We start from the raw sequence: 23986 nt of genomic DNA, 5'->3' as shown, positions 1-23986 counted from the left end.
TCAGCTCTCCTCCGAGCGCGTCACGATGATGTTGGCGTAGTCGTCGACCCGGGCGGTGAAGCCGGGGTGGATGGGCACGGTGGAGCCGAACTCCTCGATGATCACCGGGCCGGTGAGCACCTGGCCCGCCGGCAGGTCGGTGCGCCAGAAGACCGGCGTGTCGACGTACCCGGCCTCGGCGTCGAAGCAGATCGAGCGCGAGCCCGTCTGCTGCGGCAGCGGCTTGGCGCCGTCGGCCCGCAGGATCTCGGGGCGCTTGATCGGTCCGACGCCGGAGACGCGCAGGTTGACGACCTCGACCTGCTGCGAGGCGTCGCCGGAGAAGTCGTAGCCGTAGAGCACGCGGTGCTCGGCGTGGAAGCGCTCGGCCACCGTGGCGAGGGTGTCCTCGGTGATCGGCCCGTCCGGTACGCCGACGCGCACCTCGAAGGCCTGGCCGAAGTAGCGCACGTCGGCGGTCCGCACGAACACGTGGTCGGCCGCGGCGAAGCCCTCCTTGGTGAGGGCCTCGGCGGCACGGGCGGTGAGGACGTCGTACTCCTGCTGGAGGTCGGCCGGGTCCAGGTTCTCCTGGAGCGCGACGTGGGTCTGCACGTAGTCGTTCTTGACGTCGACCGTCAGCAGGCCGAACGCCGAGACGTTGCCGGGGTTCGGCGGCACCAGCACGGTCGGCACGTTGAGGATGTCCATCAGCCGGCACAGCAGCAGCGAGCCCGAGCCGCCGAACGTGGTGAGGGTGAAGTCGCGGACGTCGAGGCCGCGCTTGACGGTGACCTGGCGCAGCGCGTTGGCCTGGTTCCACGCGGAGATCTCGAGGATGCCCGTGGCGCAGGCCTCGGCGGAGATGCCGAGCTTGCCGGCCAGCTGCTCGATCGCCGCGCTCGCGGCGTCGACGTCGAGCGGGATCTCGCCACCGAGCAGGTGGGGAGGGATCCGGCCGAGGAAGACGTGCGCGTCGGTGATGGTGACCTCGGACCCGCCCTTGCGGTAGCAGATCGGGCCCGGGTCGGCGCCGGCCGAGTGCGGGCCGACCTTGAGGGTGCCCTCGGGCGAGAGCCACGCGATCGAGCCGCCGCCCGCGCCGACCGTGACGACGTCGATCATCGGGATCTTCGAGGGGTAGACGCCCACGCTGCCCTCGGTGGTCAGCGTCGGCTCACCGTCGATGACGACCGAGACGTCGGTCGACGTACCGCCGCCGTCGGAGGTGAGCACCTTGTCGAAGCCCGCGACCTTGGCGATCAGCGCGGCGCCGAGGGCGCCCGCCGCCGGGCCGGACAGCACGGTGGTGATCGGCTGGTGCACGACCTCGTCGGCCGAGAGCACGCCACCGTTCGACTTCATCACGTAGAACGGGACCGCACGGGGGGCTTCGCCCCCCGTGGCCCCCCCAACCCCCTGGGCGGCTGCGGCCTGCTGCGCAAGGCGGTCCTTGATGTTGTTGACGTAGCGGCTCAGCTTCGGCTTGACCGCGGCGTCGACCAGCGTGGTCATCGAGCGCTCGTACTCGCGGTACTCGCGCAGCACCTCGCTGGAGATGGAGACGACCGCATCCGGGTGCTCCTCGGCGATGATCTCGCGCATCCGCTCCTCGTGCGCCGGGTTGGCGTACGCGTGCAGGAAGCACACGCCGAGCGTGTCGATGCCCTTGTCCTTGAACCAGCGCGCGACCGCGCGGGCGCCGTCCTCGTCGAAAGGGCGGATCTGCGCACCGGTGAAGTCGAGCCGACCACCGACGCCCTTGACCAGGTCGCGCGGGACGATCCGGTCCGGCTTCACCCAGAAGTACGAGTTGCCGTAGCCGTCCGGCACCGACTGCCGGGCGATCTCGAGCATCGCCTCGTAGCCCTCGGTCGTGATGAACCCGAGCGCGTCCACCTTGCCCTCGAGGAGCTGGTTGGTCGCGACCGTGGTGCCGTGGCTGACGGCCACCACGTCGTCGAACTGCGCCCCGGCGATCCCCAGCACCTTGTCGATGCCGGCCAGGAACCCGTCGGCCGGGTTCCCCGGCGTGCTCGGGGTCTTGGTCGTGACGACCTCACCGCTGTCCTCGTCGAAGGCCACCACGTCGGTGAACGTGCCGCCCGTGTCGATGCCGATCCTGATCCGCCTCGCTGTCATGACTCACATTCAAGTGAGCCACGTCGCCAGGCACGATGGCATCATCTGCCGAGGGACGGGCCGATCGTGGGCAGATGTTGACCGCTGGTCGGTGAGTGGGCCGGAGACAGTTTCACCGGCCGGCCGGTGATTCTGTCTTTTTCCCCGCCCAGATCAGCCCGCAGCCAGCCCCTCCACCGCGAGCGCCACCTCGAGCAGCTGCCGGTCGGCACCGTGGCGGGCGACCAGCTGGACGCCCACGGGGAGCCCCGAGGAGGTGGTGCCGAAGGGGACGGAGATGGCGGGGCAGCCGGTGACGGTGATGAAGTACGCCGACCGCATCCAGTCGAGGTAGGTCGCCATCGGCTTGCCGTTGATCTCGGTGGGGAACTCGCTGGTCGCCGGGAACGGCGGGACCTGTGAGACCGGGAGCACGAGCACGTCGTGGTCGCCGAAGAACGACCGCATCGTCTCGGACAGGGCCGTGCGCTGGGTGTAGGCGCGAGCGACGTCGGCACCGGTCAGCGCCTCCCCCAGCCGGATGTTGTCGGCGAGCGAGGGCTTGAAGGCGTCGGGGTGCGCGGCGAGCAGGGAGCCCAGCTTGGCCTGGAAGTGCCAGGCGCGCAGGGTGCGGAAGGTGTCCTCGGCGAGCGTCAGGTCGGGGTACGACGCCCCGACGGCCGCGCCCGCCCCGGCCAGGGCGCGCCCTGCGGCCTCGACGACGGCCGCCACCTCGTGGTCGACCTCGAGCGCGCCGCCCAGGTCGACGCTCAGCGCGACCCGCAGTCCGGCCAGTGGGGCCGGCACCGGCGCGGCGAACGACGCCCCCGGATCGCCCAGGGCCTGTGGGGCCCGCGGGTCGGGGCCGGCCATGACGGAGAGCAGCAGGGCGAGGTCCCCGACGTTGCGGGCCATCGGTCCGCCGACCGATGTGGTCTCCCACTGGTTGTACAGCGGCCACTCGGGCACCCGCCCGAGGCTGGGCCGCATCCCGACGACGCCGCAGAAGGACGCGGGGTTGCGCAGCGAGCCGCCCATGTCGGAGCCGTCGGCGAGGGGGACCATGCCCGCCGCCAGGGCGCAGGCCGCTCCCCCGCTCGACCCGCCGGCGGAGCGGGTGGGGTCGACCGGGTTGAGCGTGGTGCCGAAGACCTTGTTGAAGGTGTGCGACCCGGCCGCGAACTCCGGCACGTTGGTCTTGCCGATCGTGAACGCGCCCGCGGCGCGCACCCGCTCGACGATCAGCTCGTCGCGCTCCGGCACGTTGTCGGCCATCACCGTGGATCCGTACGTCGTGCGCCAGCCGCCCACCGCGTGGGTGTCCTTGAACGCGAACGGCAGGCCGTGCAACGGCCCGACGTCGGCACCCGACGCGAGCAGCTCGTCGGCGGCGGCGGCGCCGGCCCGGGCACGCTCCTCGTCGAGCGAGACGATCGCGTTCAGCTCGGGGTTGCGCGCGGCGATCCGGTCGAGGTGCAGGTCGAGCAGCTCCCGGGCCGAGATCTCCCGACGACGTACGGCGGCCGCCTGGTCCCGTGCCGTCGAGTCGACCGACAGCGAGGCCGTGGGGTGGCTCATCGCCGACGGCCCAGCAGCCCGCCCACGATGACGCCGGCGAGCACGAGGCCGCCGCCGACGGCGACGCCGAGCAGGAACGACTCGCCCCCGGCAGCGGACGGAGCAGCAGCCTTCGGCGCCGCCGCGTAGACCGGCGCACCCTCGGCGGAGACGGCCGGCTCGGCGGCCGCGACGGCGGCGGGCAGCCCGCCGGCGATCACCTTCTCCACGTTGCCGAAGAACTCGGCGGCCATCCGGCGCGAGACGCTGGTGAGCATCCGCTGGCCGACGCCGCCGATCATGCCGCCGACGACCGCGTCGGCGTCGTAGGAGAGCACGGTCTGGGCGCCGTCGTCCTTGAAGCTCACCAGGACCGTCGCGTCGATCGTGCCGGGCGCACCGGCGCCCTTGAGCTTCATGGTCAGGCCCTCGCCGTGGCGCAGGTCCTGGAGCAGGCAGGAGCCCGAGTAGGTGCCCTTGATCGCGGCGACGCCGGCGCTGACCGTCATGGCGTAGGCGTTCTCGCCGGTGGCCTCGAGCTGCTCGCAGCCGGGGATGGTCGCGACCAGGACCCGCGGGTCGAGGATCGCCTCCCAGACCTTGTCGACGGGGGCGGCGATGGCGTTCTGACCGGAGATCTTCACTTCGACTCCTGAGCGTGGGGGGCGTGGGTCGCGCGGAGCGCGAACAGCTCCGACGGCGAGATGGGCATGGCGGTGATGGGCAACCGCTCGGCGTCCTCGATGGCGGCGGCGAAGGCGGCGGACCCGGGGATCACGCCGGCCTCCCCGGCCCCCTTGATGCCGAGCGGGTTGAGTGGGGACGGGGTCTCGAGGTGGTCGATCTCGATGCTGGCCGGCACCTCGGTGACGTAGGGCATCAGGAAGTCCATGAAGGAGGCGTTGAGCAGCTGGCCGGACTCGTCGTACGCCATCCGCTCGTAGAGCGCCCCACCGACGCCCTGCGCGACGCCGCCGTGGATCTGGCCCTCGACGATCATCGGGTTGATCAGGTGGCCGCAGTCGTGGACGACGGCGTACTTGAGGATCCGGATCTCCGCGGTCTCCACGTCGGTCTCGACGATCACGGCGTGCATGCCGGAGGCGAAGGTCGAGCGTGGCGGCGAGTAGAAGTCCTTGCCCTCCAGGCCCGGCTCGTCGTCCTCGGCGACCGGCGGCTTCGTCGGGTCGCCGACATTGAACTGCGTGGCGGCCTTGGACGCCTCGTCGAAGGCGTAGCGCAGCGGGTTGGACAGCACGGCGACGGTCCCGAGCGGGATCGAGCTGTCGGTGCCCTTGACGCTCACGACGCCGTCGACGATCTCGAGGTCGTCGACGTCGGCCTCGAGCGCGTCGGCCGCGATCCGCAGCGCCTTCTCCTTCGTGCGCTTGGCGGCGAGGTGGATGGCGGAGCCGCTCATCACCGCCGCGCGCGAGGCGAAGGTGCCCACGGCGTACGGCATCCGGCGGGTGTCGCCGGTGGTGATCTCGACGTCCTCGAACCGGACGCCGAGCTCGTCGGCGACGATCTGCGCGAACGCGGTCTGGTGGCCCTGGCCCTGCGAGGTGAGGCCGGTGGCGACCTTGACCTTGCCGGAGGTCTCGATGTGCACGTGCGCGCCCTCGTAGGGACCGACGCCGGTGCCCTCGACGTAGCAGGCCAGGCCGAGGCCGACCCGCTTCCCCTCGGCGGCCTTCGCGGCACGGAAGTCCTCGAAGTGGTCCCAGTCGACGAGCTCCTTGATCTTGGCGAGCATGGCCGGGTAGTCGCCGGAGTCGTACTTCAGCTCGCGCCCGTCCTGGAAGATCAGGCCCTGGTCGTAGGGGAACTCGTCGGGCTGGATGAAGTTCACGGCCCGCACGTCGGCCCGGTCCTTGCCGAGCTCGGCGGCGATCGCGTCCATGGTCCGCTCCATCACGAAGCAGCCCTGCGGCCGGCCGGCGCCGCGGTAGGGCGTGACGATCACGGTGTTCGTGTAGAGCGAGTCGAACTGCACGTGGTAGGCGCCGGGCTTGTAGGGCCCGAGCAGCTGCGTGGAGGTGATGATCGGGACGATCAGGCCGTACGGCGTGTACGCGCCGTGGTCGTGCCAGAACCTCACGTCGAGCCCGAGCACCCGGCCCTCGTCGTCGAAGCCGACCTCGACGTGGTGCATCTGGGCGCGCTCGTGGGCCGAGGAGATGAAGTGCTCGCGCCGGTCCTCGGTGAACTTCACGGCCCGGCCGAGCCGCTGCGCGGCGAGCGGGACGAGGAGCTCCTCGGGCCACGGGTGCACGATCTTGACGCCGAAGCCGCCGCCCACGTCGGGCGTGATCACGTCGACCTGGCCGAGGTCGAGGCCGAGCTTGGCCGCGACGGCGGCGCGGACGCCGGTCGAGGTCTGGGTCGAGGTCCACACCTGCAGGCGGTTCTGGTCGGGGTCCCAGCGGGCGACGGTGCCGCGGCCCTCCATCGGCATGCAGGCACTGCGCTCGATCTTCAGGTCGAGCGAGAGCGTGTGGGGCGCGGCGGCGATGGCCGCGGCCGCGTCGCCGTTGGACTGCTCCATCCGGGCGGCCACGTTGCCGGGGACGTCGTCGTGGACCAGGTGGGTGGCCGTGCGGGCGGCCTCGATACCGACGACGGCGGGCAGCAGCTCGTACTCGACGACGATCCGCGCGAGGGCGTCCTCGGCGACGTACCGGTCGTCGGCGACGACGAAGGCGATCGCCTCGCCGACGTGGTTGACCTCGTCCTTGGCCAGCGCGTACTGGGTGCGGCCGTGGGTCAACGTGGGGTGCGGGATGAGCAGCGGCAGCGGCTCGGCCATCGCGCCCTCGAGGTCCTCGTGGGTCCACACCGCGTGCACGCCCTCGACGTCGAGGACGGCGTCGACGTCGATCGACACGATCCGCGCGTGGGCGTGGGGGCTGCGCAGCACCGCGGCGTGCAGGGCGTCGGGGGCCACGTCGTCGACGTAGCGTCCGGTGCCGCGCACCAGGCGGTCGTCCTCGACCCGCTGGACCTTGGCGCCCATCATCTTGGTCGTCACCGGACGGCCTCGCTCTCACGGGCGATCTCGGCGGCGCGGCACACGGCCTTGACGATGTTCTGGTATCCCGTGCAGCGGCACAGGTTGCCGGCGACCATGTCGCGCGCCTCGTCCTCGGTGGGATCCGGGTTCTCGGCGATGCCGGCGGTGATCGTGGTCAGGAAGCCGGGGGTGCAGAAGCCGCACTGGAGGCCGTGGCACTCCCGGAACGCCTGCTGCACCGGCCCGAGCTCGCCGTCGGGCCGGGCGAGGCCCTCGACGGTGGTGATCTCGTGCCCCGCAGCGGAGACCGCGAACATCAGGCAGCTGCGCATCGGCTGGCCGTCGACCAGGACGGTGCAGGCGCCGCAGACGCCGTGCTCGCAGCCGACGTGGGTGCCGGTGAGGCCGAGGTCGTGGCGCAGCGCGTCGGACAGCAGCCGCCGGGCGGGCACGGCCGCCTCGTGCTCGACGCCGTTGACGCTGAGCCTGATCTCATGGGTCTGCTCGGTCACGACTGCTGCTCCTCGCGTGCGTTCTCGTAGGCCGCGGTCACGACCCGCGCGGTGAGCACCCGGGCGAGGTGCGCGCGGTAGTCGGCCGTGGCGTGGATGTCGGTCTCGGGGTCGAGCTGCTCCAGCGCGACGTCGGCGGCCGCGGCGAGGGCCGTGTCGTCGACCGATCCGTCGAGCGCCTCGGTCAGGTCGACCACGGTCGGGATGTCGGAGACGGAGAGATAGCCGGCCGACGCCTTCACCACCCGGTCGCCCTCGACGGCGACCACGGCCGCGACGCCGCACATGGCGTAGTCGCCGTGCCGGCGGGCGATCTCCTCGAACGCCACCCCGCTCCCGCCCGGCAGCGCCGGGAAGAACGCCTCGACCGCGATCTCGTCGTGGTGGAGGCTGGACTCGAGCGGGCCGACGTAGAGCTCGTCGGCGGGGATCGTACGGCGGCCGCCGGGGCCGGCGACGTCGAGCGAGCCCTCGAGCAGCCGCAGCACCATCGGCATCTCCGCGGCCGCGTCGGCGTGGACCAGCGAGCCGACGGTGGTGCCGCGGTTGCGGATCGTCGCGTGCGCGACGTTGGCCAGCGCGAGCGGCACCAGCGGCTGCACCCGGGCGACGTCGGGGTCGCGCAGGACCGCGGCGTGCCGGGCGAGGGCGCCGATCCGGACGCCGTCGGCGACGACCCGGACGTGGTCGAGGTCGGGCAGGTCGTTGATGTCGACCAGCACGGCCGGTGCGGCCAGCCGCATCGAGAGGAGCGGGACGAGGCTCTGTCCTCCGGCGAGGACCTTGGCCTCCGGGTGCCCGGCCAGGGCCTGGAGGGCTTCCTCCAGGGTCCCCGGCCGGACGTAGTCGAACGGTGCGGGCTTCACAGCCTCTTGGTCACCTCTCCCGATGTGGCGTCGGCGGTGCGTCCCTTGACGGCGTGGAAGAAGACGATGACGAGGATGGTGCCGAGGGCGATGCCGCCGAGCTCGAAGTCGTCGGTGATCTTGAGCGTGACGCCGCCGATGCCGGCGATCAGACCGGCGGCGAGGCCGACCATGTTGACCGGGTTGCCGAAGTCGACCTTGTTCTCGACCCAGATCTTGGCGCCGACCAGGCCGATCATGCCGTAGAGCACGACGGTGATGCCGCCGAGGACGCCGCCCGGGGTGGCGTTGACGATCGCGCCGAACTTCGGGGACAGCCCGAGCAGGATCGCGACCGCACCGGCGACGTAGTAGGCCGCGGTCGAGTAGACCTTGGTCGCGCCCATGACGCCGATGTTCTCGGCGTAGGTCGTGGTCGGCGAGCCGCCGAAGAGGCTCGCCAACGCGGTCGCGGCACCGTCGGCGCCGATCGCGCGGCCCATGTAGGGGTCGAGGTTCTCGCCGGTCATCTCGGCGACGGCCTTGACGTGGCCGGTGTTCTCGGCGATGAGGGCGATGACGCCGGGCAGGACCAGGAGGATGAAGGTCAGCGAGAAGCTCGGGCCGTGCACGACCGACACCCCGTCGGCGAGCTGGCCGCTCGGGAAGCCGATCCAGTCGGCGGCCTTGACCGCATCCCACGAGACGCGGTCGTGGGCGACGGCCTCGGTGGCGCCGCCGGGGACCGAGGTGATCTGGCCGAAGACCTTGTCGGCCACCACCGAGGCGACGAAGCCGAAGACGAGGGCGAGGAAGACCGCGATCCGCGACCAGAAGCCCGGCAGCAGGACCGAGGCGCAGACCATGAACGCCGCGGTGGCCAGCGCGATCCACTGGTCCTGGGGCCAGTAGACGCCGGCCACGACCGGGGCCAGGTTGAAGCCGATCAGCATGACGACCGCGCCGGTCACGGCGGGCGGCAGGATCTTGTGGATCAGTCCGGCGCCGGCGAAGTGGACGGCGACGCCGATCGCGGCGAGCACCAGGCCGGCGACCAGGATCGCGCCGGTGACGTCGGCCGAGTCACCGCCCTGGGTGCGGATGGCGGCCACACCGGCGACGAAGGAGGCGCTGGTGCCAAGGTAGCTGGGCACCTTGTTGTTGCAGATCAGCAGGAAGCCGATCGTGCACAGCCCCGAGAACATGATGGCCAGGTTCGGGTCGAGACCCATGACGAGCGGGAACACGAAGGTGGCGCCGAACATGGCCACGACGTGCTGAGCGCCCAGGCCGACGGTCCGGCCCCACGGGAGTCGCTGGTTCGGCGCGACCGGTTCGCCGGGGGCCGGGTTCACGACCTCCCACTTGAACATCGACATGCTGGATCCTCCTGAACTGGGGGGTGCACTGCTGGGGCTCCGAGAGGAACCAACCTATTGAGGGCCAGATCACACCTCACTGGCCACATTCGCCAAAGGATCCCGGGGAACTGCTGGCGGAAGTTGCCCGCGATTCCGCGCCGGTTCACATCGACGACATCACGCCGTTCACCGGCTGACGACCTCGAGCACCTTGAGCGCGACCGCGACGTCGAGGCGCAGGTTCTGGTCGGACGCGACCGGCCCGAGCATCCGCTCGAGCTTGCCCACCCGGTAGCGCATCGTGTTGTAGTGGAAGAACTGCGTGCGAGCGGCCTCGGCCACGTTGAAGTTGGTGTTGAGCAGGACCTGCAGGGTCTCGCGCAGGGTCACCGCCTCCTCCGACGACCCGGCCAGCTCGCCGAGGACGTCGTGGGCGAAGGCCCGCAGCTCCTCGGTGTCGGGCACCATCGCGATCAGCCGGTGCAGGCCGAGGTCGTCGAACCAGGTGGTGGTGCTCGTGCCGCGGAACCGGCGACCGACCTCGAGCGCGCGACGTGCCTGGGAGTAGCTCTCCGGCAGCCCGGACGGGCTCGACGCGGCCCGCCCGACGCCCGCGGTGAAGGGGCGGCGACCGCCGCCCTTGTCACCGGCGACGGCGACCACGAGTCGTCGTACGAGCGCGGTGGCGGCCTCGGGGTCCTCGGCCGGCAGCACTGCCACCACCTCGGAGCCGAAGTCGGCGATCGGGATGGACCGGTCCACCGACGCCGCCACCTGGCGCCAGGCGTTGGCGAAGCGCTCCTGCCAGTGGCGGCGGTCCTCGATCGACGCCGGGGGCTGGTACGACGGCTGCGGGTCGATCTGCGCCGCCAGCACGACCGTCGGCCCGGTCAGGTCCCAGCCGAACCCGGCCACGTGCTCGCGCACGAAGTCGTCGGTTCCGGCGCGGCCCAGGAAGGCGTCGCGCAGGAAGTCGCCGCGGTACTTGTGCTCGACGGCCGAGACCGCCTGCTCGCGGGTGATCGAGAGCGAGACCGCGGTGCCCGCGCGCTGCAGCGCGACGACCTGCTGGGGGGCCATAGCGCCCTCGGCGATCGCGACCAGGTGGCCGAGGGCCTGGTTGGGCGCGGCGAGCGGCTCACGGTGGACGTGGGCGTCGGTCACCGGCTGGCCCTCGTGACCGCCGCGGTCCCCCAGCCACTCGACCCGCAGCCGCCCCGTCTCGTCGGTCAGCCCGGCGGCGGTGATCCGCTCGCGCATGGCCGCGTCGATGCGCGCCGCGAGCTCGCGCCCGTCGGTCGTCGTGACGGCCACGTGCACGCCGAGGGCGTCGCCGATCGCGGCGACCAGGTCGCCGAGGTCGGCTCCGGCCAGCACCAGCTGGGCGAGCGACTCGGCAAGCTCCTCGACGTCCATGACGCCATCGTGCGCGACACCGCCGCCCGCGGTGGCTATCAACTCTTGCCCGACTTCTGCTCGGACGTTGGCAATGCTCACCATTCGATGCACCTTATCCCTGCCGTTAGCGTCCCAGAGGTGCAACGGGTCGATCAGGTCGTCGGGAGTGCCGCTTCGCCGGCGCTACGCGCCCTGCTCGACGGCCCGCGGACGGCCGGGCGGGTCGTGCACGCCGGTCGCCAGGCGGTGTACGCCGACCTCGGCTCGCGGGTCGTCGGCGTGCTGGCCCGCGGCGCGGTGCACGTCCCCTGCGCGGCGCAGACCGCGCTCACCGACCTCCCCGAGGTCGCCCTCGGCGCCCCGGTCGTCGCGGGGGCCGGCCTGCTGCGGGTCGGCCCGTTGACCGTGGCCGTGACCCGCCTGGTCCGGTTCGCGGTCGCGCCGCTCGGCCCCGGCGCGGCGCGTCGGCTGAGGGCCGTGCCCGCCGACCTCTCCCCCGCACGCGACCAGCTCCCCGCCGGGGCCCTCGACCGGCTCGCCTGCGGCGACCCGGCGGCCGTGCCCGCCCTCGTCGGCCGCGGCGACGGGCTCACCCCGGTCGGCGACGACGTGCTGGCCGGCTGGCTGGTGGCGACCCGCGCGGCCGGCGGCGACACCGGCGCCGTCGCAGAGGCGCTCGCCGACCAGCTGCCCCGCACCACCGGCCTGTCCGCCGCGCTGCTGCGGCACGCGGCCGACGGCGAGGCGATCGCACCCTTCCGCCGCGCCCTCGCCACGGGCGACGCCGACGCGGTCGCCGTACTCCTCGCGGTGGGGCACACCTCGGGCGCCGGGATGCTCCTCGGCGCCCACCTCGCACTTTCCGCATCCATCACCCACGAAGCCCTTGAAGGGAGCACTCGATGACGCATCAGCACGTCGAGATCCGACCCGGTGCCTATGCCGACAGCGTCGCGCTGCTGCAGGTCAGCCGGGACGTCGCCGCCACGCCCGGTGTCGCCGCCGCACAGGTGGCGATGGCCACCGAGCTGAACGTGGAGGTGCTGCAGGGCATGGGCTTCACGCTGCCCGCCACCAGCACCAACGACATGGTGGTGGCGCTGCGGCTCGACGACGAGGCGGCGCTGCCCGCGGCCCTGGCGGCCGTCGACGCGGCGCTCGCCGCGGCCCGCAAGGGCTCCTCGGGCGGCGCGGTCACCGAGCCGCCGCGCACCACCGGCTCCGCGCTGCGGCGTGCGGGCGGCGACCTGGCGCTGGTGTCGGTGCCCGGCGCCTCCGCGCTGGTCGAGGCGATGGACGCCCTCGACGCCGGGGTCGACGTGATGATCTTCAGTGACAACGTCCCGGTCGAGCAGGAGCTCGCGCTCAAGCGGATCGCCCGCGACCGCGGCCTGCTGGTGATGGGCCCCGACTGCGGCACCGCGGTCGTCGGCGGTGTCGGCCTCGGCTTCGCCAACACCGTCACCCCGGGCAGCGTCGGCATCGTCGCCGCGTCCGGCACCGGCTGCCAGCAGGTCCTCGCGCTGCTCGACGCCGCGGGCGTCGGGGTGGCCGCGGCGCTCGGCGTCGGTGGCCGCGACCTGTCCGCCGCGATCGGCGGCATCTCCACCACCACCGCGCTGCGGCGCCTCGACGCGGACCCGAGCGTCGAGCACGTCGTGGTCGTCTCCAAGCCGCCGGCCGCCGAGGTGGCCGCGGCCGTCGAGAAGGACGCCACCGACCTCGCCACACCGGTGCGGTTCGCGCTGCTCGGCGCCGGCCAGCCCGACCTCACCACGCAGGTCGAGGCGCTGCTGGGCGACCTCGGGGTCGCCGTACCGCAGTGGCCGGTGTGGGGCACGCCCGCCGTCCGCAGCGCGTCGGGCGGGAGCGCCCTGCGCGGCCTCTTCGTCGGCGGCACCCTGTGCGACGAGGCGATGCTGATCGCCGCGGCCGACCTCGGCCCGATCCGCAGCAACATCCCGCTGTCGCCCGAGCTCGAGCTCGATGCCGGTCTGCTCAGCCCGGGGCACCTGATGATCGACTTCGGCGACGACGGCCTCACCCGCGGCCGGGCGCACCCGATGATCGACCCGACGCTGCGCCTCGAGCACCTCGCCAAGGTCGCCGCCGACCCCGAGACCGCTGTCGTCCTGCTGGACGTCGTGCTCGGCCACGGCGCCCAGGACGACCCGGCCGCCGAGCTCGCGCCCGCGATCGCCGCGGCCCGTGCCGTGCGCGACGTGCCCGTCGTCGTCGCCTGCGTCGGTACGTCGACCGACCCGCAGGGCCTCACCCGTCAGGCGGAGGCCCTGGCCGCCGCCGGCGCCGAGGTCCACCTGTCCAACGCCGCGGCGACCCGCCGCGCGATCGCTCTCGTGAACGGAGCCGCCCGATGACCGCCTTGCCCAGCGTCGCCCCCACCGCCGTCGCCGCGGTCGGCGCCGACATGTTCGCCACCGCCGTCGCCGGCCAGGCCGTGCCCGTGGAGCGGGTCGACTGGAAGCCGCCGATGGACGGCACCGCCGACGACCTCGCGACCGTCGCCGCCGACCCGCTGCGCCGCGACGCCAACGCGCTCGCGGTCTCCCGGATGCTCGACGTGCAGGCGATGCTCGTCGGCGTCGCGCCCGCCTCCGAGCTGCTCGGCCTCGAGAAGGGCCAGTTCCTGCACGCCGGCCCGCCGATCGAGTGGGCCCGCGCGTCGGGTCCGCTGCGCGGCGCGCTGATGGGCGCCGCCGCGTTCGAGGGCCTGGTCGAGGACCCGGAGGACGCCGAGGCGCTCTTCGCGTCCGGCACCGACGTCTCGCTGGAGCCGTGCCACCACCGCGGCGCGGTCGGCCCGATGGCCGGCGTGGTCTCGCCGTCGATGTGGATGTTCGTGCTGGAGGATCCGGCCACGGGCCGGCGTACGTACTGCTCGCTGAACGAGGGCCTCGGCAAGGTGCTGCGGTACGGCGCCTACGGCCCCGAGGTGCTCGAGCGGCTGCGCTGGATGCGCGACGTGCTCGGGCCGCTGCTCGGCGAGGCCGTCTCGGCGGCCGGTCCGGTGGACGCGACCGCGATCCTCGGCCAGATGCTGCAGATGGGCGACGAGGCGCACAACCGCAACCGCGCCGGGACCCTGATGCTGCTGCGCGACATCGCGCCGTCGCTGGTCCGCTCGTCGCGGTCCGCGGAGGAGGTCGCCGAGGCGTTCGCCTTCATGGGCGGCAACGACCACTTCTTCCTCAACGTCGCGATGCCGGCCTGCAAGCTGGCCCTCGACGCCGCTCGCGACGTCCCCGGCTCGACGATGGTCGTCGCGATGGCCCGCAACGGCACCGACTTCGGCATCCAGGTGTCGGGCACCGGCGACCAGTGGTTCACCGGTCCGGCCCAGCTCGCCGACGGCCTCTTCCTCGGCGACTACGGCCCGGACGACGCCAACCCCGACATCGGCGACTCCGCCATCACCGAGACCGCCGGCATCGGCGGCTTCGCGATGGCCGCGGCCCCCGCGATCGTCCGCTTCGTCGGCGGCACCGTGCCCGACGCGCTGGCCACGAGTCGCCGGATGCGCGAGATCACGATCGGCGAGAACAACCGCTGGCCGATCCCGGTCCTCGACTTCGCCGGCGCGGCCACCGGCATCGACGTCACCTCGGTGTGCCGCACCGGCATCCTGCCGCAGATCAACACCGGCATGGCCGGCAAGGTCGCCGGTGTCGGCCAGGTGGGGGCCGGCCTGGTCACCCCGCCCGCGTCGATCTTCCCCGCGGCGCTGGCCGAGCTGGCCCGGCGTACCCGGGAACGGGGCTGACCGAGGTCGTCGAGTAGCCGCGAGCGCCAGCGAGCGGCGTATCGAGACGCCTCGCCGTGCTGCCGGACCTGTCCATCGACAGTTCCGGCAGCACCTCGCCGGGTCTCGTGACGCGTCACGACCTCGCTTGCTCCGCGGCGCGAGCTCGCCGACGCTCCTCGACCTTCGGCCGTTCACCGCGGCTTCGCAAGGTCACCCGCGGACGGCCTCGATGACCAGCGGACCAGGTGTGTACGTCGTCCCGGGGGCCGCGACGTCGTAGCCACCCTCCAGCGAGGCCAGCGCGCGCTCGAAGCGCTCGGGGGTGTCGGTGTGCAGCGTGAAGAGCGGCTCCCCCGCCCGGACGGTGTCACCCGGGCGGGCGTGCCACACGACGCCGGCACCTGCCTGCACCGGGTCCTCCTTGCGCTCGCGGCCGGCGCCCAGGCGCCAGGCGGCGATGCCGACGGACAGGGCGTCGAGCCGGGTGAGCACACCGTCGGCGGGCGCCACCACGACATGCTGCTCGCGCGCGACGGGCAGGTCGGCGTCGGGGTCACCGCCCTGCGCCTGGATCATCCGCCGCCAGGCGTCCATCGCCGACCCGTCGGCGAGCTTGTCGGCGGGGTCGATGTCGCCGCGGCCGGCCGCGGCGAGCATCTCGCGGGCCAGGGCGAGGGTCAGCTCGACCACGTCGGCGGGGCCGCCGCCGGCGAGCACCTCGACGGACTCGGCGACCTCGATCGCGTTGCCGGCGGTCAGACCCAGCGGCACCGACATGTCGGTCAGCAGCGCGACCGTCCTCACCCCGGCGTCGGTGCCGAGACCGACCATCACCTCGGCCAGCTCGCGCGCCCGGTCGACGTCCTTCATGAACGCTCCGCTGCCGACCTTGACGTCGAGCACCAGCGCGCCGGTGCCCTCGGCGATCTTCTTGCTCATGATCGACGACGCGATCAGCGGGATCGCCTCGACGGTTCCGGTGACGTCGCGCAGCGCGTAGAGCTTCTTGTCGGCCGGTGCGAGACCGTCGCCGGCCGCGCAGATCACGGCGCCGACGGACTCCAGCTGCGCCAGCATCTCCTCGTTGGACAGCTGCGCGCGCCAGCCCGGGATCGACTCGAGCTTGTCCAGCGTGCCTCCGGTGTGGCCCAGGCCCCGCCCGGACAGCTGGGGTACGGCGACCCCGCACGCCGCGACGAGCGGCGCGAGCGGCAGCGTGATCTTGTCGCCCACGCCGCCGGTGGAGTGCTTGTCCGCGGTCGGGCGGGACAGCGCGGTGAAGTCCATCCGCTCACCGGACGCGATCATCGCCGCGGTCCAGTCGGCGATCTCGCGACGGTCCATGCCCCGGAGCAGGATCGCCATCAGCAGCGACGACATCTGCTCGTCGGCGACGGCGGCGCGGGTGTAGGCGTCGACCATCCAGTTGATCTGGCTGGTGGTCAGGGTGCCACCGTCACGCTTGGCGTGGATGACCTCGACGGCGTCGTGCGTGCTCACGAGGCGTTTGTACCAGTCGTGTCCACGCGGGCCACACCGTCGGCGGCGCGGTCGAGGTCGGCGGGGCCGAACGCCTGCGGCAGCACGGCGTCCATCGCCAGCACCCCCGTCGGGGTCAGCACCTCGAGGGCGGCGCCGCCGTTCTCCCACAGCAGCTGGCGGCAGCGCCCGCACGGCATGATCACCTCGGCGTCGCCCTGCGAGTCGCGGGTGACGCACACGAAGTGGGTGAGCCGGCCGCCCCCCGTGGCGTGCAGCTGCGACACGAGCCCGCACTCGGCGCACAGCGTGACGCCGTACGCCGCGTTCTCGACGTTGCAGCCGACCACGAGGCGACCGTCGTCGGCGAGCGCGGCGGCGCCCACCCGGAAGCCGGAGTACGGCGCGTAGGCCCGTGCGGCGATGTCCCGCGCCGCCTGCGTGAGGATGTCCCAGTCGACCACGCGGTCACGCTAGGCCATTTCCCGTTCTCGCGAGGATCTTGCGCGTGGGCAGGTCTCGACGGGAAATGTCCCAAGTTGGTAACCGTTTCGACGAATGCGCTTCCCGCCGGGCGGTCCTTGGGTGAGGATGCACCCGGGATACCAGAACCAACGCTGTGCGAACCGAAAACAAGCTGCCCTGCCGCTCGGAGCCGGGCGCCGACCTGGAGGACATCTGTGAAGACCTGGAAGAGGACGACGGCCGCCGCGGCCGTGGCGCTCATGGCGAGCGCGGCCCTGGCCGCATGTGGCGACGCCCCCGACGAGGACAAGAAGGGCTCGGCCAAGAGCGACTTCCTCCCCTGCATCGTCTCCGACGCGGGCGGCTTCGACGACAAGTCGTTCAACCAGCTCAGCTACGAGGGCCTGAAGGACGCGGCCAAGGAGCTCGGCACCGACTACAAGGACGTCCAGTCCAAGACCGACCAGGACTACGCCCCCAACCTCGAGAACCTCGTCGGCCAGGGCTGCGACCTGATCGTGACCGTCGGCTTCGCGCTCTCCGCCGCGACCATCGAGTCGGCCAAGGCCAACCCCGAGATCGAGTACGTCCTCATCGACGACGCCGCTGACGGTGGCGCCGACGGCAAGACCTTCGACGGCAAGGCCGACGCCCCCAACATCAAGCCGATCCTCTACGACACCGCGCAGGCCGCCTTCCTGGCCGGCTACGCCGCGGCGGACTACACGAAGACCGGCACCGTCGGCACCTACGGCGGCCAGCCGTTCCCGACCGTCACGATCTTCATGGACGGCTTCAAGCAGGGCGTGGACTACTACAACCAGCAGAAGGGCAAGGACGTCAAGCTCATCGGCTGGGAGGGCAACGACAAGGGCGTCTTCACCGGTGGCTTCGACGCCAACGAGAAGGCGACCAACACCGCCAAGTCGATCCTGGACAAGAACGCCGACGTGATCCTGCCGGTCGGTGGCCCGATCTACCAGGGCGCGCTCACCGCGATCGAGGACTCCGGCAAGGACGTCGCGCTGGTCGGTGTCGACGCCGACTTCTACGAGACCGACCCCAAGACCCAGGCGCTGGTCCTCACCTCGATCCTGAAGAACATGAAGACCTCCACCATCGAGGCCGTCGTGGCCGCGGGTGAGGGCAACTTCGACCCGACGCCGTACGTCGGCACGCTCGAGAACGACGGGGTCGGCATCGCGCCGTTCCACAACTTCGAGTCGAAGGTCTCCCCGACGCTGCAGTCCGAGCTCGACACGGTCAAGGCCGGCATCATCGACGGCACCATCCCGGTGACGTCGTACCTCAACCAGAAGTGAGCACCGTCCCGCGCTAGCGGGGTCCGGGGGAGGTCGGTTCCCGACCTCCCCCGGATGCTTCCCTGCCCCGGAACGCCGTGGAATCGCCGCGGCGTTCGCGACGCACCTGCTGGCAACTTCTCGTCGGCTCCGAGAGGATCCCTCCATGACGCTCGAACTCCGGGGCATCACCAAGCGCTTCGGCCCCCTGGTCGCCAACGACCGGATCTCCCTCACCGTCGGCGAGGGCGAGATCCTCGCCCTGCTCGGCGAGAACGGCGCCGGCAAGTCGACGTTGATGAACGTCCTCTACGGCCTCTACCAGGCCGACGAGGGCGAGATCTTCCTCGACGGCGCGCCCCTCCGGCTGTCCGGCCCCGGCGACGCCATGGCCGCCGGCATCGGCATGGTCCACCAGCACTTCATGCTGGTCCCCGTCTTCACCGTCGCCGAGAACGTGATGCTCGGCCACGAGGCCACCGGGTTCGCCGGCACCCTCGACCTCGACGCCGCGCGCCAGCGGGTCCGGGAGATCTCCCAGCGCTTCGGGTTCGACGTCGACCCCGACGCCCTGGTCGAGAGCCTGCCCGTCGGCGTCCAGCAGCGCGTCGAGATCATCAAGGCGCTCTCCCGCGACGCCCGGGTCCTCGTCTTCGACGAGCCGACCGCGGTGCTCACCCCGCAGGAGACCGACGAGCTGATGGGGATCATGCGTCAGCTCCGCGCCTCGGGCACCGCGATCGTCTTCATCAGCCACAAGCTGCGCGAGGTCCGCGCGATCGCCGACCGGATCACCGTCATCCGTCGTGGCGCGGTCGTCGGCGAGGCCAGCCCCACCGCCACCAACGCCGAGCTCGCCGCCCTCATGGTCGGCCGCCCGGTCGAGCTGACGGTGCACAAGGAGCCGGCCCAGCCGGGACCCGACATGTTCGTCGTGCGCGACCTCCGCGTCACCGACGACGCGGGCCACGCCCACCTCGACGGGATCAGCTTCACGATCGCGCGCGGCGAGGTGCTCGGCGTGGCCGGCGTCCAGGGCAACGGCCAGACCGAGCTCACCGAGGCGATCATGGGCCTGCAGGCCCACGTCCACGGCTCGATCCGGCTCGCCGACCACGAACTGGTCGGTCGGTCGGTCCGCAAGGTCCTCGACGCGGGCGTCGGGTTCATCCCGGAGGACCGTCAGGTCGACGGCCTGGTCGGCGAGTTCACGATCGCCGAGAACCTGATGCTCAACCGCAGCCACGGCAAGCCGTTCGTGTCCGCGGGCACCATCCGCTCCGGCTACCTCGAGGACTTCGCGCAACGCACCCTCGAGGAGTACGACGTCCGCGCGTCCGGGATCCAGGCCAAGGCGGGCCAGCTCTCGGGCGGCAACCAGCAGAAGGTCGTCGTGGCCCGCGAGCTGTCGCGCGACCTCAACCTGCTGGTCGCCGCGCAGCCGACCCGCGGCGTCGACGTCGGCTCCATCGAGTTCATCCACAAGCAGGTGGTGGCCACGCGCGACGCCGGCGTACCGGTGCTCCTGGTCTCCACCGAGCTCGACGAGATCGTCGCCCTCTCGGACCGGATCATGGTCCTCTACCGCGGACAGGTCGTCGGCATCGTCCCGGCCGACACACCTCGCGAGACCCTCGGCCTGATGATGGCCGGCGAGCGCCCGGAAGGAACGGCCGCGTGAGCACGAACGACGAGACCCAGCCGGCCCCCGCCGGGGCGCCGGCAGCCGGCGCGGTGAAGGACCCGAAGGAGCCGCCCCAGCAGCCCGGCCGCTTCGACGGCGTGCTGCGCGAGATCGTGGCCGGCAACGCCATGGTCGCGGTCCTGTCGGTCTTCTTGGCGGTGGTCGTCGGGTCGCTGATGATCCTGCTGACCGACGAGAACGTCCGCGACACGGCCGGCTACATCGGCGCCCGGCCCACCGACTTCTTCAGCGCCGTGTGGACCTCGATCTCCGACGCCTACAGCGCGCTGTTCCGCGGCGCGGTCTACAACACGAACCTCGAGGGCTTCCAGGGCCGGATCCGCCCGCTGACGGAGACCCTCAAGTTCGCCGGCCCGCTCATCCTCGCGGGCCTCGGCGTCGGCCTGGCCTTCCGGGCCGGCATGTTCAACATCGGTGGTCGCGGCCAGATGCTGCTGGCCGGCGCCGCCGCCGGCTGGGTCGGCGTCAGCGTCGACCTGCCGACGGTGCTGCACCTGCCGCTCGCCGTGCTCGCCGGTGCACTGGCCGGCGCCCTGTGGGCCGGCATCGCGGGCTTCCTCAAGGCGCAGAGCGGCGCGCACGAGGTGATCGTCACGATCATGCTCAACTACGTCGGCTACTACCTGGTCTTCTACGCACTCTCCAAGCAGGGCCTGCTGCAGGCGCCGGGCTCGTTGAACCCGAAGTCGCAGCCGATGCCGGAGTCGGTGGTCCTGCCCAAGCTGCTCGGCGACCGGTTCAACCTCCACGCCGGCTTCCTGATCGCGCTCGTCGCGGTGGCCGTGGTGTGGTGGCTGCTGAACAAGTCGGCGCTCGGCTTCCGGTTCCGGGCCGTCGGCGAGAACCCCGACGCCGCGCGCGCCGCCGGCATCAACGTGGGCCGCACCTACCTCGTGGTGATGCTGATCGCCGGCGGTCTGGTGGGCCTGGCGGGCGTCAACCAGATCCTCGGTACGACGACCAGCGGCGTCACCGTCGACCTCGACGCCGGCATCGGGTTCGATGCCATCACCGTCGCCCTGCTCGGCCGCTCGCGCCCGCTCGGCATCCTCGCCGCCGGCCTCCTGTTCGGCGGGCTCAAGGCCGGTGGCTTCTCGATGGCCGCCGCCGAGGGCATCCCGGTCGAGATCGTGCTGGTCATCCAGTCCCTCATCGTCTTGTTCATCGCCGCTCCCCCGCTGGTGCGAGCTATCTTCCGGCTGCCGAAGGAGGCGACGGCATGACCACGACCGCCAAGGTCCCGGTCCCGATCGACAAGTCCGCCGAGCCGGTCGCCGTCCCGCGGCGGGCCGCGCTCAAGGCCCCGATCATGCTGGGCGTCGTCACGCTGCTGGTGGCGCTGCTGGTCGGCCTCGGTGCGCGCGCCGGCGACACCACCTTCCAGCTGGCGACCGACACCGACTTCTTCGACCTGCCCGAGATCACGCTGCCCTCGACGGCGACGGTCTGGACGCTGGTCGTCCTGCTCGCCGCCTGCACCGCCGCCTCCGCGCTGCTCGCCAGCCGCGGGCGCCGTACGCCGCTGTGGCTGGTCGGCCTCTTCGCCCTCCTCGCGATGACGGCCTTCCTCACCTGGGCGGCCGCCGACGAGAGCCTGACCGTCATCGGCCTGCTCGGCGGCTCGATCACGCTCGCCGTACCGCTGGTGTTCGGCGCGCTCGGCGGCGTTCTCGGCGAGCGCGCGGGCGTGGTCAACATCGCCATCGACGGCCAGCTGCTCTTCGGCGCCTTCGCCGCCGCCATGGTCGGCACCCTCGTCGGCTCGCCGTGGGGCGGCCTGGTGGCCGCGATGCTCGCCGGGGCCCTGGTGGCGCTGGTGCTCGGCTTCTTCGCGATCACCTACTTCGTCGACCAGGTCATCGTCGGCGTCGTCCTCAACGTGCTCGTGATCGGCCTGACCAGCTTCCTGTTCGGCCAGGTTCTCACCGAGAACCCCGACACCCTCAACGCGCCCGAGCACTTCTCGCGGCTCCCGATCCCCGTCCTCGGCCAGATCCCGGTGATCGGCCCGGTCCTGTTCCGCCAGACGATCCTCGTCTACCTCATGTACGTCGCCGTCGCGGTCGTCGCCTGGGCGCTCTACCGCACCAAGTGGGGCCTTCGGGTACGCGCGGTCGGCGAGCACCCGAAGGCGGCCGACACCGTCGGCATCAAGGTCAACCGGACCCGCTACACCACGCTGCTGATCGCCGGCCTCGTCGCCGGGGCCGGCGGCGCGACGTACACGCTGGTCTCGGTGCCGCAGTTCGGCGAGGAGATGACCGACGGCGCCGGCTACATCGCGCTCGCCGCCGTCATCTTCGGCCGCTGGGACCCGATCCGCGCGACGCTGGCGGCGCTGCTGTTCGGCTTCGCGTCGAACCTGCAGCTGGCGCTGTCGGTGATCGGCTCCCCGGTGCCCAGCCAGTTCATGCTGATGCTGCCCTACGTGGTCACCATCATCGCCGTCGCCGGCCTGGTCGGCGCCTCGCGGGCTCCCGCGGCCGACGGCGTGCCGTACCGCAAGGAGTGAGGCCGCCCGCGGGTGAGCCTGCGAACCCGCGGTGAGCGGCCGAAGATCGAGGAGCGCCGGCGAGCTCGCGCAGCGAAGCAAGCGAGGTCGTGGCGCGTCACGAGATCGGGTGAGGTGCTGCCGGGACGGTGACCGGGCGCGGCGCGGCCTGCGAGCCCGCGGTGAGCGTCAGCCGCGGCGGTGCACCCGCACCACGTTGTTGGCGCCCTTGACCCGCACCTTGGTGGTGCCGACGCGGACCTTGACCGTGTTGTTGGGGCCGCGGACGACGACCGCGCGCAGCGAGCGGTACGTCACGCGGTTGTTGGCGCCCCGGACGGTGACCTTCGTGCCCTTCTCGCCGACCACCGCGTTGTTGGCGCCGACGAGCCTCGCCCGACCCAGCGTCGGCACCCGCACCAGCACGTTGCTCGCCTCCACCCGGACGGTCGGCACCGCGGTGGCGTGCACGACCGTGTTGGCTCCGGTCACGGTCAGCGACGCGGCCGTGGTCAGCGCGACCGTGACGTTGCTGCCGGTCACCACGACGTCGCCGCAGGCACCGGTCAGCACGTAGTCCTCGGTGCTGTCGGCCAGGGTGAGCGGACCGGTGGTGCAGTCGAGGGTCACCGCGGCGTGGGCGGACGCCGGGAGGAGGGCGGCGGTGGGGGCCGCAACGACGAGGGCGGCGAGGCCGGCGAGGGCGCGGGGGGTGCGGGGCATGGGTGCACCCTTGCCGGGCGTGGCCGGGCCGAAACCCGCTCAGAGGCCCCCGAGGGCGTTGACCGCGACACCGGCGAGCATCCGGGCGCCGCACCCGATCGCGGCCTCGTCGACCTCGAAGTCGCCCTGGTGCAGGTCGTAGGTCGGGCCACCGGGGCTGCGGGTGCCGAGGCGGAACATCGCGCCGGGAACCTGCTCGAGGTACCAGCCGAAGTCCTCTCCCCCGAGACTCTGCTCGACCTCGGTGCGGTGGTGGAGGCCGAGCAGTTCGTCGGCGGCCGCGGCGAGCATCGCGACGCTGACCCGGTCGTTGACGACCGGCGGGACGCCCTGGAGGTAGTCGACGTTGGCGGTGACGCCGTAGGGCCGCACGATGTCGAGCACCGCCTCGCGGACCACGGCCTCGCACGAGGCCCAGGCCTCGGCGTCGAGGATCCGCACGGTACCGCTGGCGATGCCGCGGTCGGGGATGACGTTGGCGGCCGACCCGGCACGGAGCATGCCCCACACGACGCTGACACCGGCGCGCGGGTCCATCCGCCGGCTCAGCACCGCCGGCAGCTCGCTGGTGATCTTCGCGAGCGCGAAGGTCAGGTCGCCGGTCAGGTGCGGGCGGGAGGTGTGCCCGCCGCTGCCCTCGAGCCGTACGTCGATCCGGTCGGCCGCGCTCGTGATCGGGCCCGAGCGCAGGCCGACCGCGCCCACGTCGACCGACGGGTCGCAGTGGAGGGCGAAGATCCGGTCGACACCGTCGAGGGCGCCGTGGTTGATCAAATGACGCGCGCCGCCCGGCATGACCTCCTCGGCCGGCTGGAACAGCAGCCGGACCCGGCCCCGGAGCAGGCCCTGGGCGTGCAGCTCGGCGAGCGCGTGGCCGGCCCCGACGAGGGCGCTGGTGTGGACGTCGTGCCCGCAGGCGTGGGCGAGCCCGGGGACGGTGCTGGTCCACGGGTGGTTGGTCAGGTCGGCGACGGGCAGCGCGTCGAGGTCGGCCCGCAGCGCGACGGTGGGACCGCTCTCCCCCAGGTCGGCGATGACGCCGCTGCGCGGCACCCGGCTGATCCGCCAACCGTGCCGCTCGAGGTGCTCGACCACCCGATCGGACGTGCGCTGCTCCTGCCAGGACACCTCGGGGTGGCGGTGGAGGTCACGACGCAGCTGGACCAGCTCGTCGTCGTACTTGTCGACGACGGAGGCGACGAGCGCCAGCGCGTCGGGGCTGTCGGGAAGATCGGCGGACACATGACAAACCTACGCCTCGGAGCCCGTCCGG

19 protein-coding genes are annotated in these 23986 nt (G+C 72.3%); 7 read left to right on the top strand and 12 right to left on the bottom strand.

Features of this window, described 5'->3' with window-relative positions:
• From KU893_RS11730 to KU893_RS11695, 8 genes are all read right to left on the bottom strand, one after another.
• Positions 1-2121, bottom strand: coding sequence for a hydantoinase/oxoprolinase family protein (locus KU893_RS11730; protein ID WP_218234550.1), 2121 nt, complete (start codon positions 2119-2121; stop codon positions 1-3).
• A gap of 153 nt (positions 2122-2274) precedes the next feature.
• Positions 2275-3678, bottom strand: a complete 1404-nt coding sequence (locus KU893_RS11725) for an amidase (RefSeq protein WP_218234549.1) — start codon at positions 3676-3678, stop codon at positions 2275-2277.
• Positions 3675-4301, bottom strand: a complete 627-nt coding sequence (locus KU893_RS11720) for an SRPBCC family protein (protein WP_218234548.1) — start codon at positions 4299-4301, stop codon at positions 3675-3677. The genes KU893_RS11725 and KU893_RS11720 overlap by 4 nt, the downstream gene beginning before the upstream one ends.
• Positions 4298-6688 (bottom strand): aerobic carbon-monoxide dehydrogenase large subunit, encoded by a 2391-nt coding sequence (gene cutA, locus KU893_RS11715; protein WP_218234547.1) that lies wholly within the window; start codon positions 6686-6688, stop codon positions 4298-4300. Before cutA ends, KU893_RS11720 begins: the two co-directional genes overlap by 4 nt.
• Positions 6685-7182 carry a (2Fe-2S)-binding protein gene (locus tag KU893_RS11710; protein ID WP_218234546.1) on the bottom strand — a complete coding sequence of 166 codons (498 nt, stop codon included), beginning with the start codon at positions 7180-7182 and terminating at the stop codon, positions 6685-6687. The genes cutA and KU893_RS11710 overlap by 4 nt, the downstream gene beginning before the upstream one ends.
• Positions 7179-8048: an FAD binding domain-containing protein gene (locus KU893_RS23600; RefSeq protein WP_218234545.1), complete on the bottom strand. Its 870-nt coding sequence runs from the start codon at positions 8046-8048 to the stop codon at positions 7179-7181. Before KU893_RS23600 ends, KU893_RS11710 begins: the two co-directional genes overlap by 4 nt.
• Complete coding sequence (locus tag KU893_RS11700) at positions 8045-9406, bottom strand: uracil-xanthine permease family protein (protein WP_218234544.1); 1362 nt, start codon at positions 9404-9406, stop codon at positions 8045-8047. Before KU893_RS11700 ends, KU893_RS23600 begins: the two co-directional genes overlap by 4 nt.
• Before the next feature lie 168 nt (positions 9407-9574).
• A complete protein-coding gene (locus KU893_RS11695) occupies positions 9575-10804 on the bottom strand; it encodes a PucR family transcriptional regulator (protein WP_218234543.1) in 1230 nt (409 codons plus the stop codon).
• 120 nt (positions 10805-10924) lie between these two features.
• Here KU893_RS11695 and KU893_RS11690 point away from each other — a divergent pair, with 120 nt between their 5' ends.
• From KU893_RS11690 to KU893_RS11680, 3 genes are read left to right on the top strand one after another with little or no spacing between them, the layout of a single operon-like run.
• A complete protein-coding gene (locus KU893_RS11690; protein ID WP_218234542.1) occupies positions 10925-11692 on the top strand; it encodes an oxamate carbamoyltransferase subunit AllH family protein in 768 nt (255 codons plus the stop codon).
• Positions 11689-13164 carry an AllF/FdrA family protein gene (locus KU893_RS11685; protein ID WP_218234541.1) on the top strand — a complete coding sequence of 492 codons (1476 nt, stop codon included), beginning with the start codon at positions 11689-11691 and terminating at the stop codon, positions 13162-13164. The genes KU893_RS11690 and KU893_RS11685 overlap by 4 nt, the downstream gene beginning before the upstream one ends.
• On the top strand, positions 13161-14567 hold the full coding sequence (locus KU893_RS11680; RefSeq protein WP_218234540.1) for a YlbE family protein: 1407 nt from the start codon (positions 13161-13163) through the stop codon (positions 14565-14567). Before KU893_RS11685 ends, KU893_RS11680 begins: the two co-directional genes overlap by 4 nt.
• A gap of 192 nt (positions 14568-14759) precedes the next feature.
• On the opposite strand, the gene KU893_RS11675 is transcribed toward KU893_RS11680, so the two are convergent.
• Both KU893_RS11675 and KU893_RS11670 read right to left on the bottom strand, forming a co-directional pair.
• Positions 14760-16049: a thymidine phosphorylase gene (locus KU893_RS11675; RefSeq protein WP_218234539.1), complete on the bottom strand. Its 1290-nt coding sequence runs from the start codon at positions 16047-16049 to the stop codon at positions 14760-14762.
• Complete coding sequence (locus tag KU893_RS11670) at positions 16046-16492, bottom strand: cytidine deaminase (protein WP_218234538.1); 447 nt, start codon at positions 16490-16492, stop codon at positions 16046-16048. The genes KU893_RS11675 and KU893_RS11670 overlap by 4 nt, the downstream gene beginning before the upstream one ends.
• A gap of 216 nt (positions 16493-16708) precedes the next feature.
• On the opposite strand from KU893_RS11670, the gene KU893_RS11665 reads away from it, so the two are divergent.
• The 4 genes from KU893_RS11665 to KU893_RS11650 all read left to right on the top strand — a co-directional run bounded on the left by KU893_RS11665 (position 16709) and on the right by KU893_RS11650 (position 22011).
• Positions 16709-17815 (top strand): BMP family lipoprotein, encoded by a 1107-nt coding sequence (locus tag KU893_RS11665; protein WP_257441606.1) that lies wholly within the window; start codon positions 16709-16711, stop codon positions 17813-17815.
• A 145-nt stretch (positions 17816-17960) separates the two neighbouring features.
• Positions 17961-19475 (top strand): ABC transporter ATP-binding protein, encoded by a 1515-nt coding sequence (locus KU893_RS11660; RefSeq protein WP_218234537.1) that lies wholly within the window; start codon positions 17961-17963, stop codon positions 19473-19475.
• Positions 19472-20722, top strand: coding sequence for an ABC transporter permease (locus KU893_RS11655; RefSeq protein WP_257441605.1), 1251 nt, complete (start codon positions 19472-19474; stop codon positions 20720-20722). Before KU893_RS11660 ends, KU893_RS11655 begins: the two co-directional genes overlap by 4 nt.
• Complete coding sequence (locus tag KU893_RS11650; protein ID WP_218234536.1) at positions 20719-22011, top strand: ABC transporter permease; 1293 nt, start codon at positions 20719-20721, stop codon at positions 22009-22011. The genes KU893_RS11655 and KU893_RS11650 overlap by 4 nt, the downstream gene beginning before the upstream one ends.
• A gap of 168 nt (positions 22012-22179) precedes the next feature.
• Here KU893_RS11650 and KU893_RS11645 read toward each other — a convergent pair whose 3' ends face one another.
• Together KU893_RS11645 and KU893_RS11640 are read right to left on the bottom strand one after the other, a co-directional pair.
• A complete protein-coding gene (locus KU893_RS11645; protein ID WP_218234535.1) occupies positions 22180-22713 on the bottom strand; it encodes a DUF3060 domain-containing protein in 534 nt (177 codons plus the stop codon).
• A 39-nt stretch (positions 22714-22752) separates the two neighbouring features.
• A complete protein-coding gene (locus tag KU893_RS11640; protein ID WP_257441604.1) occupies positions 22753-23955 on the bottom strand; it encodes an amidohydrolase in 1203 nt (400 codons plus the stop codon).
• Positions 23956-23986 lie beyond the last annotated feature (31 nt).

Source organism: Nocardioides daeguensis (genome assembly GCF_019192965.1).
Lineage (GTDB): Bacteria > Actinomycetota > Actinomycetes > Propionibacteriales > Nocardioidaceae > Nocardioides > Nocardioides daeguensis.
Note: the sequence above shows the minus strand (reverse complement) of the source record. Positions and strands in the feature narration are given on the sequence as shown.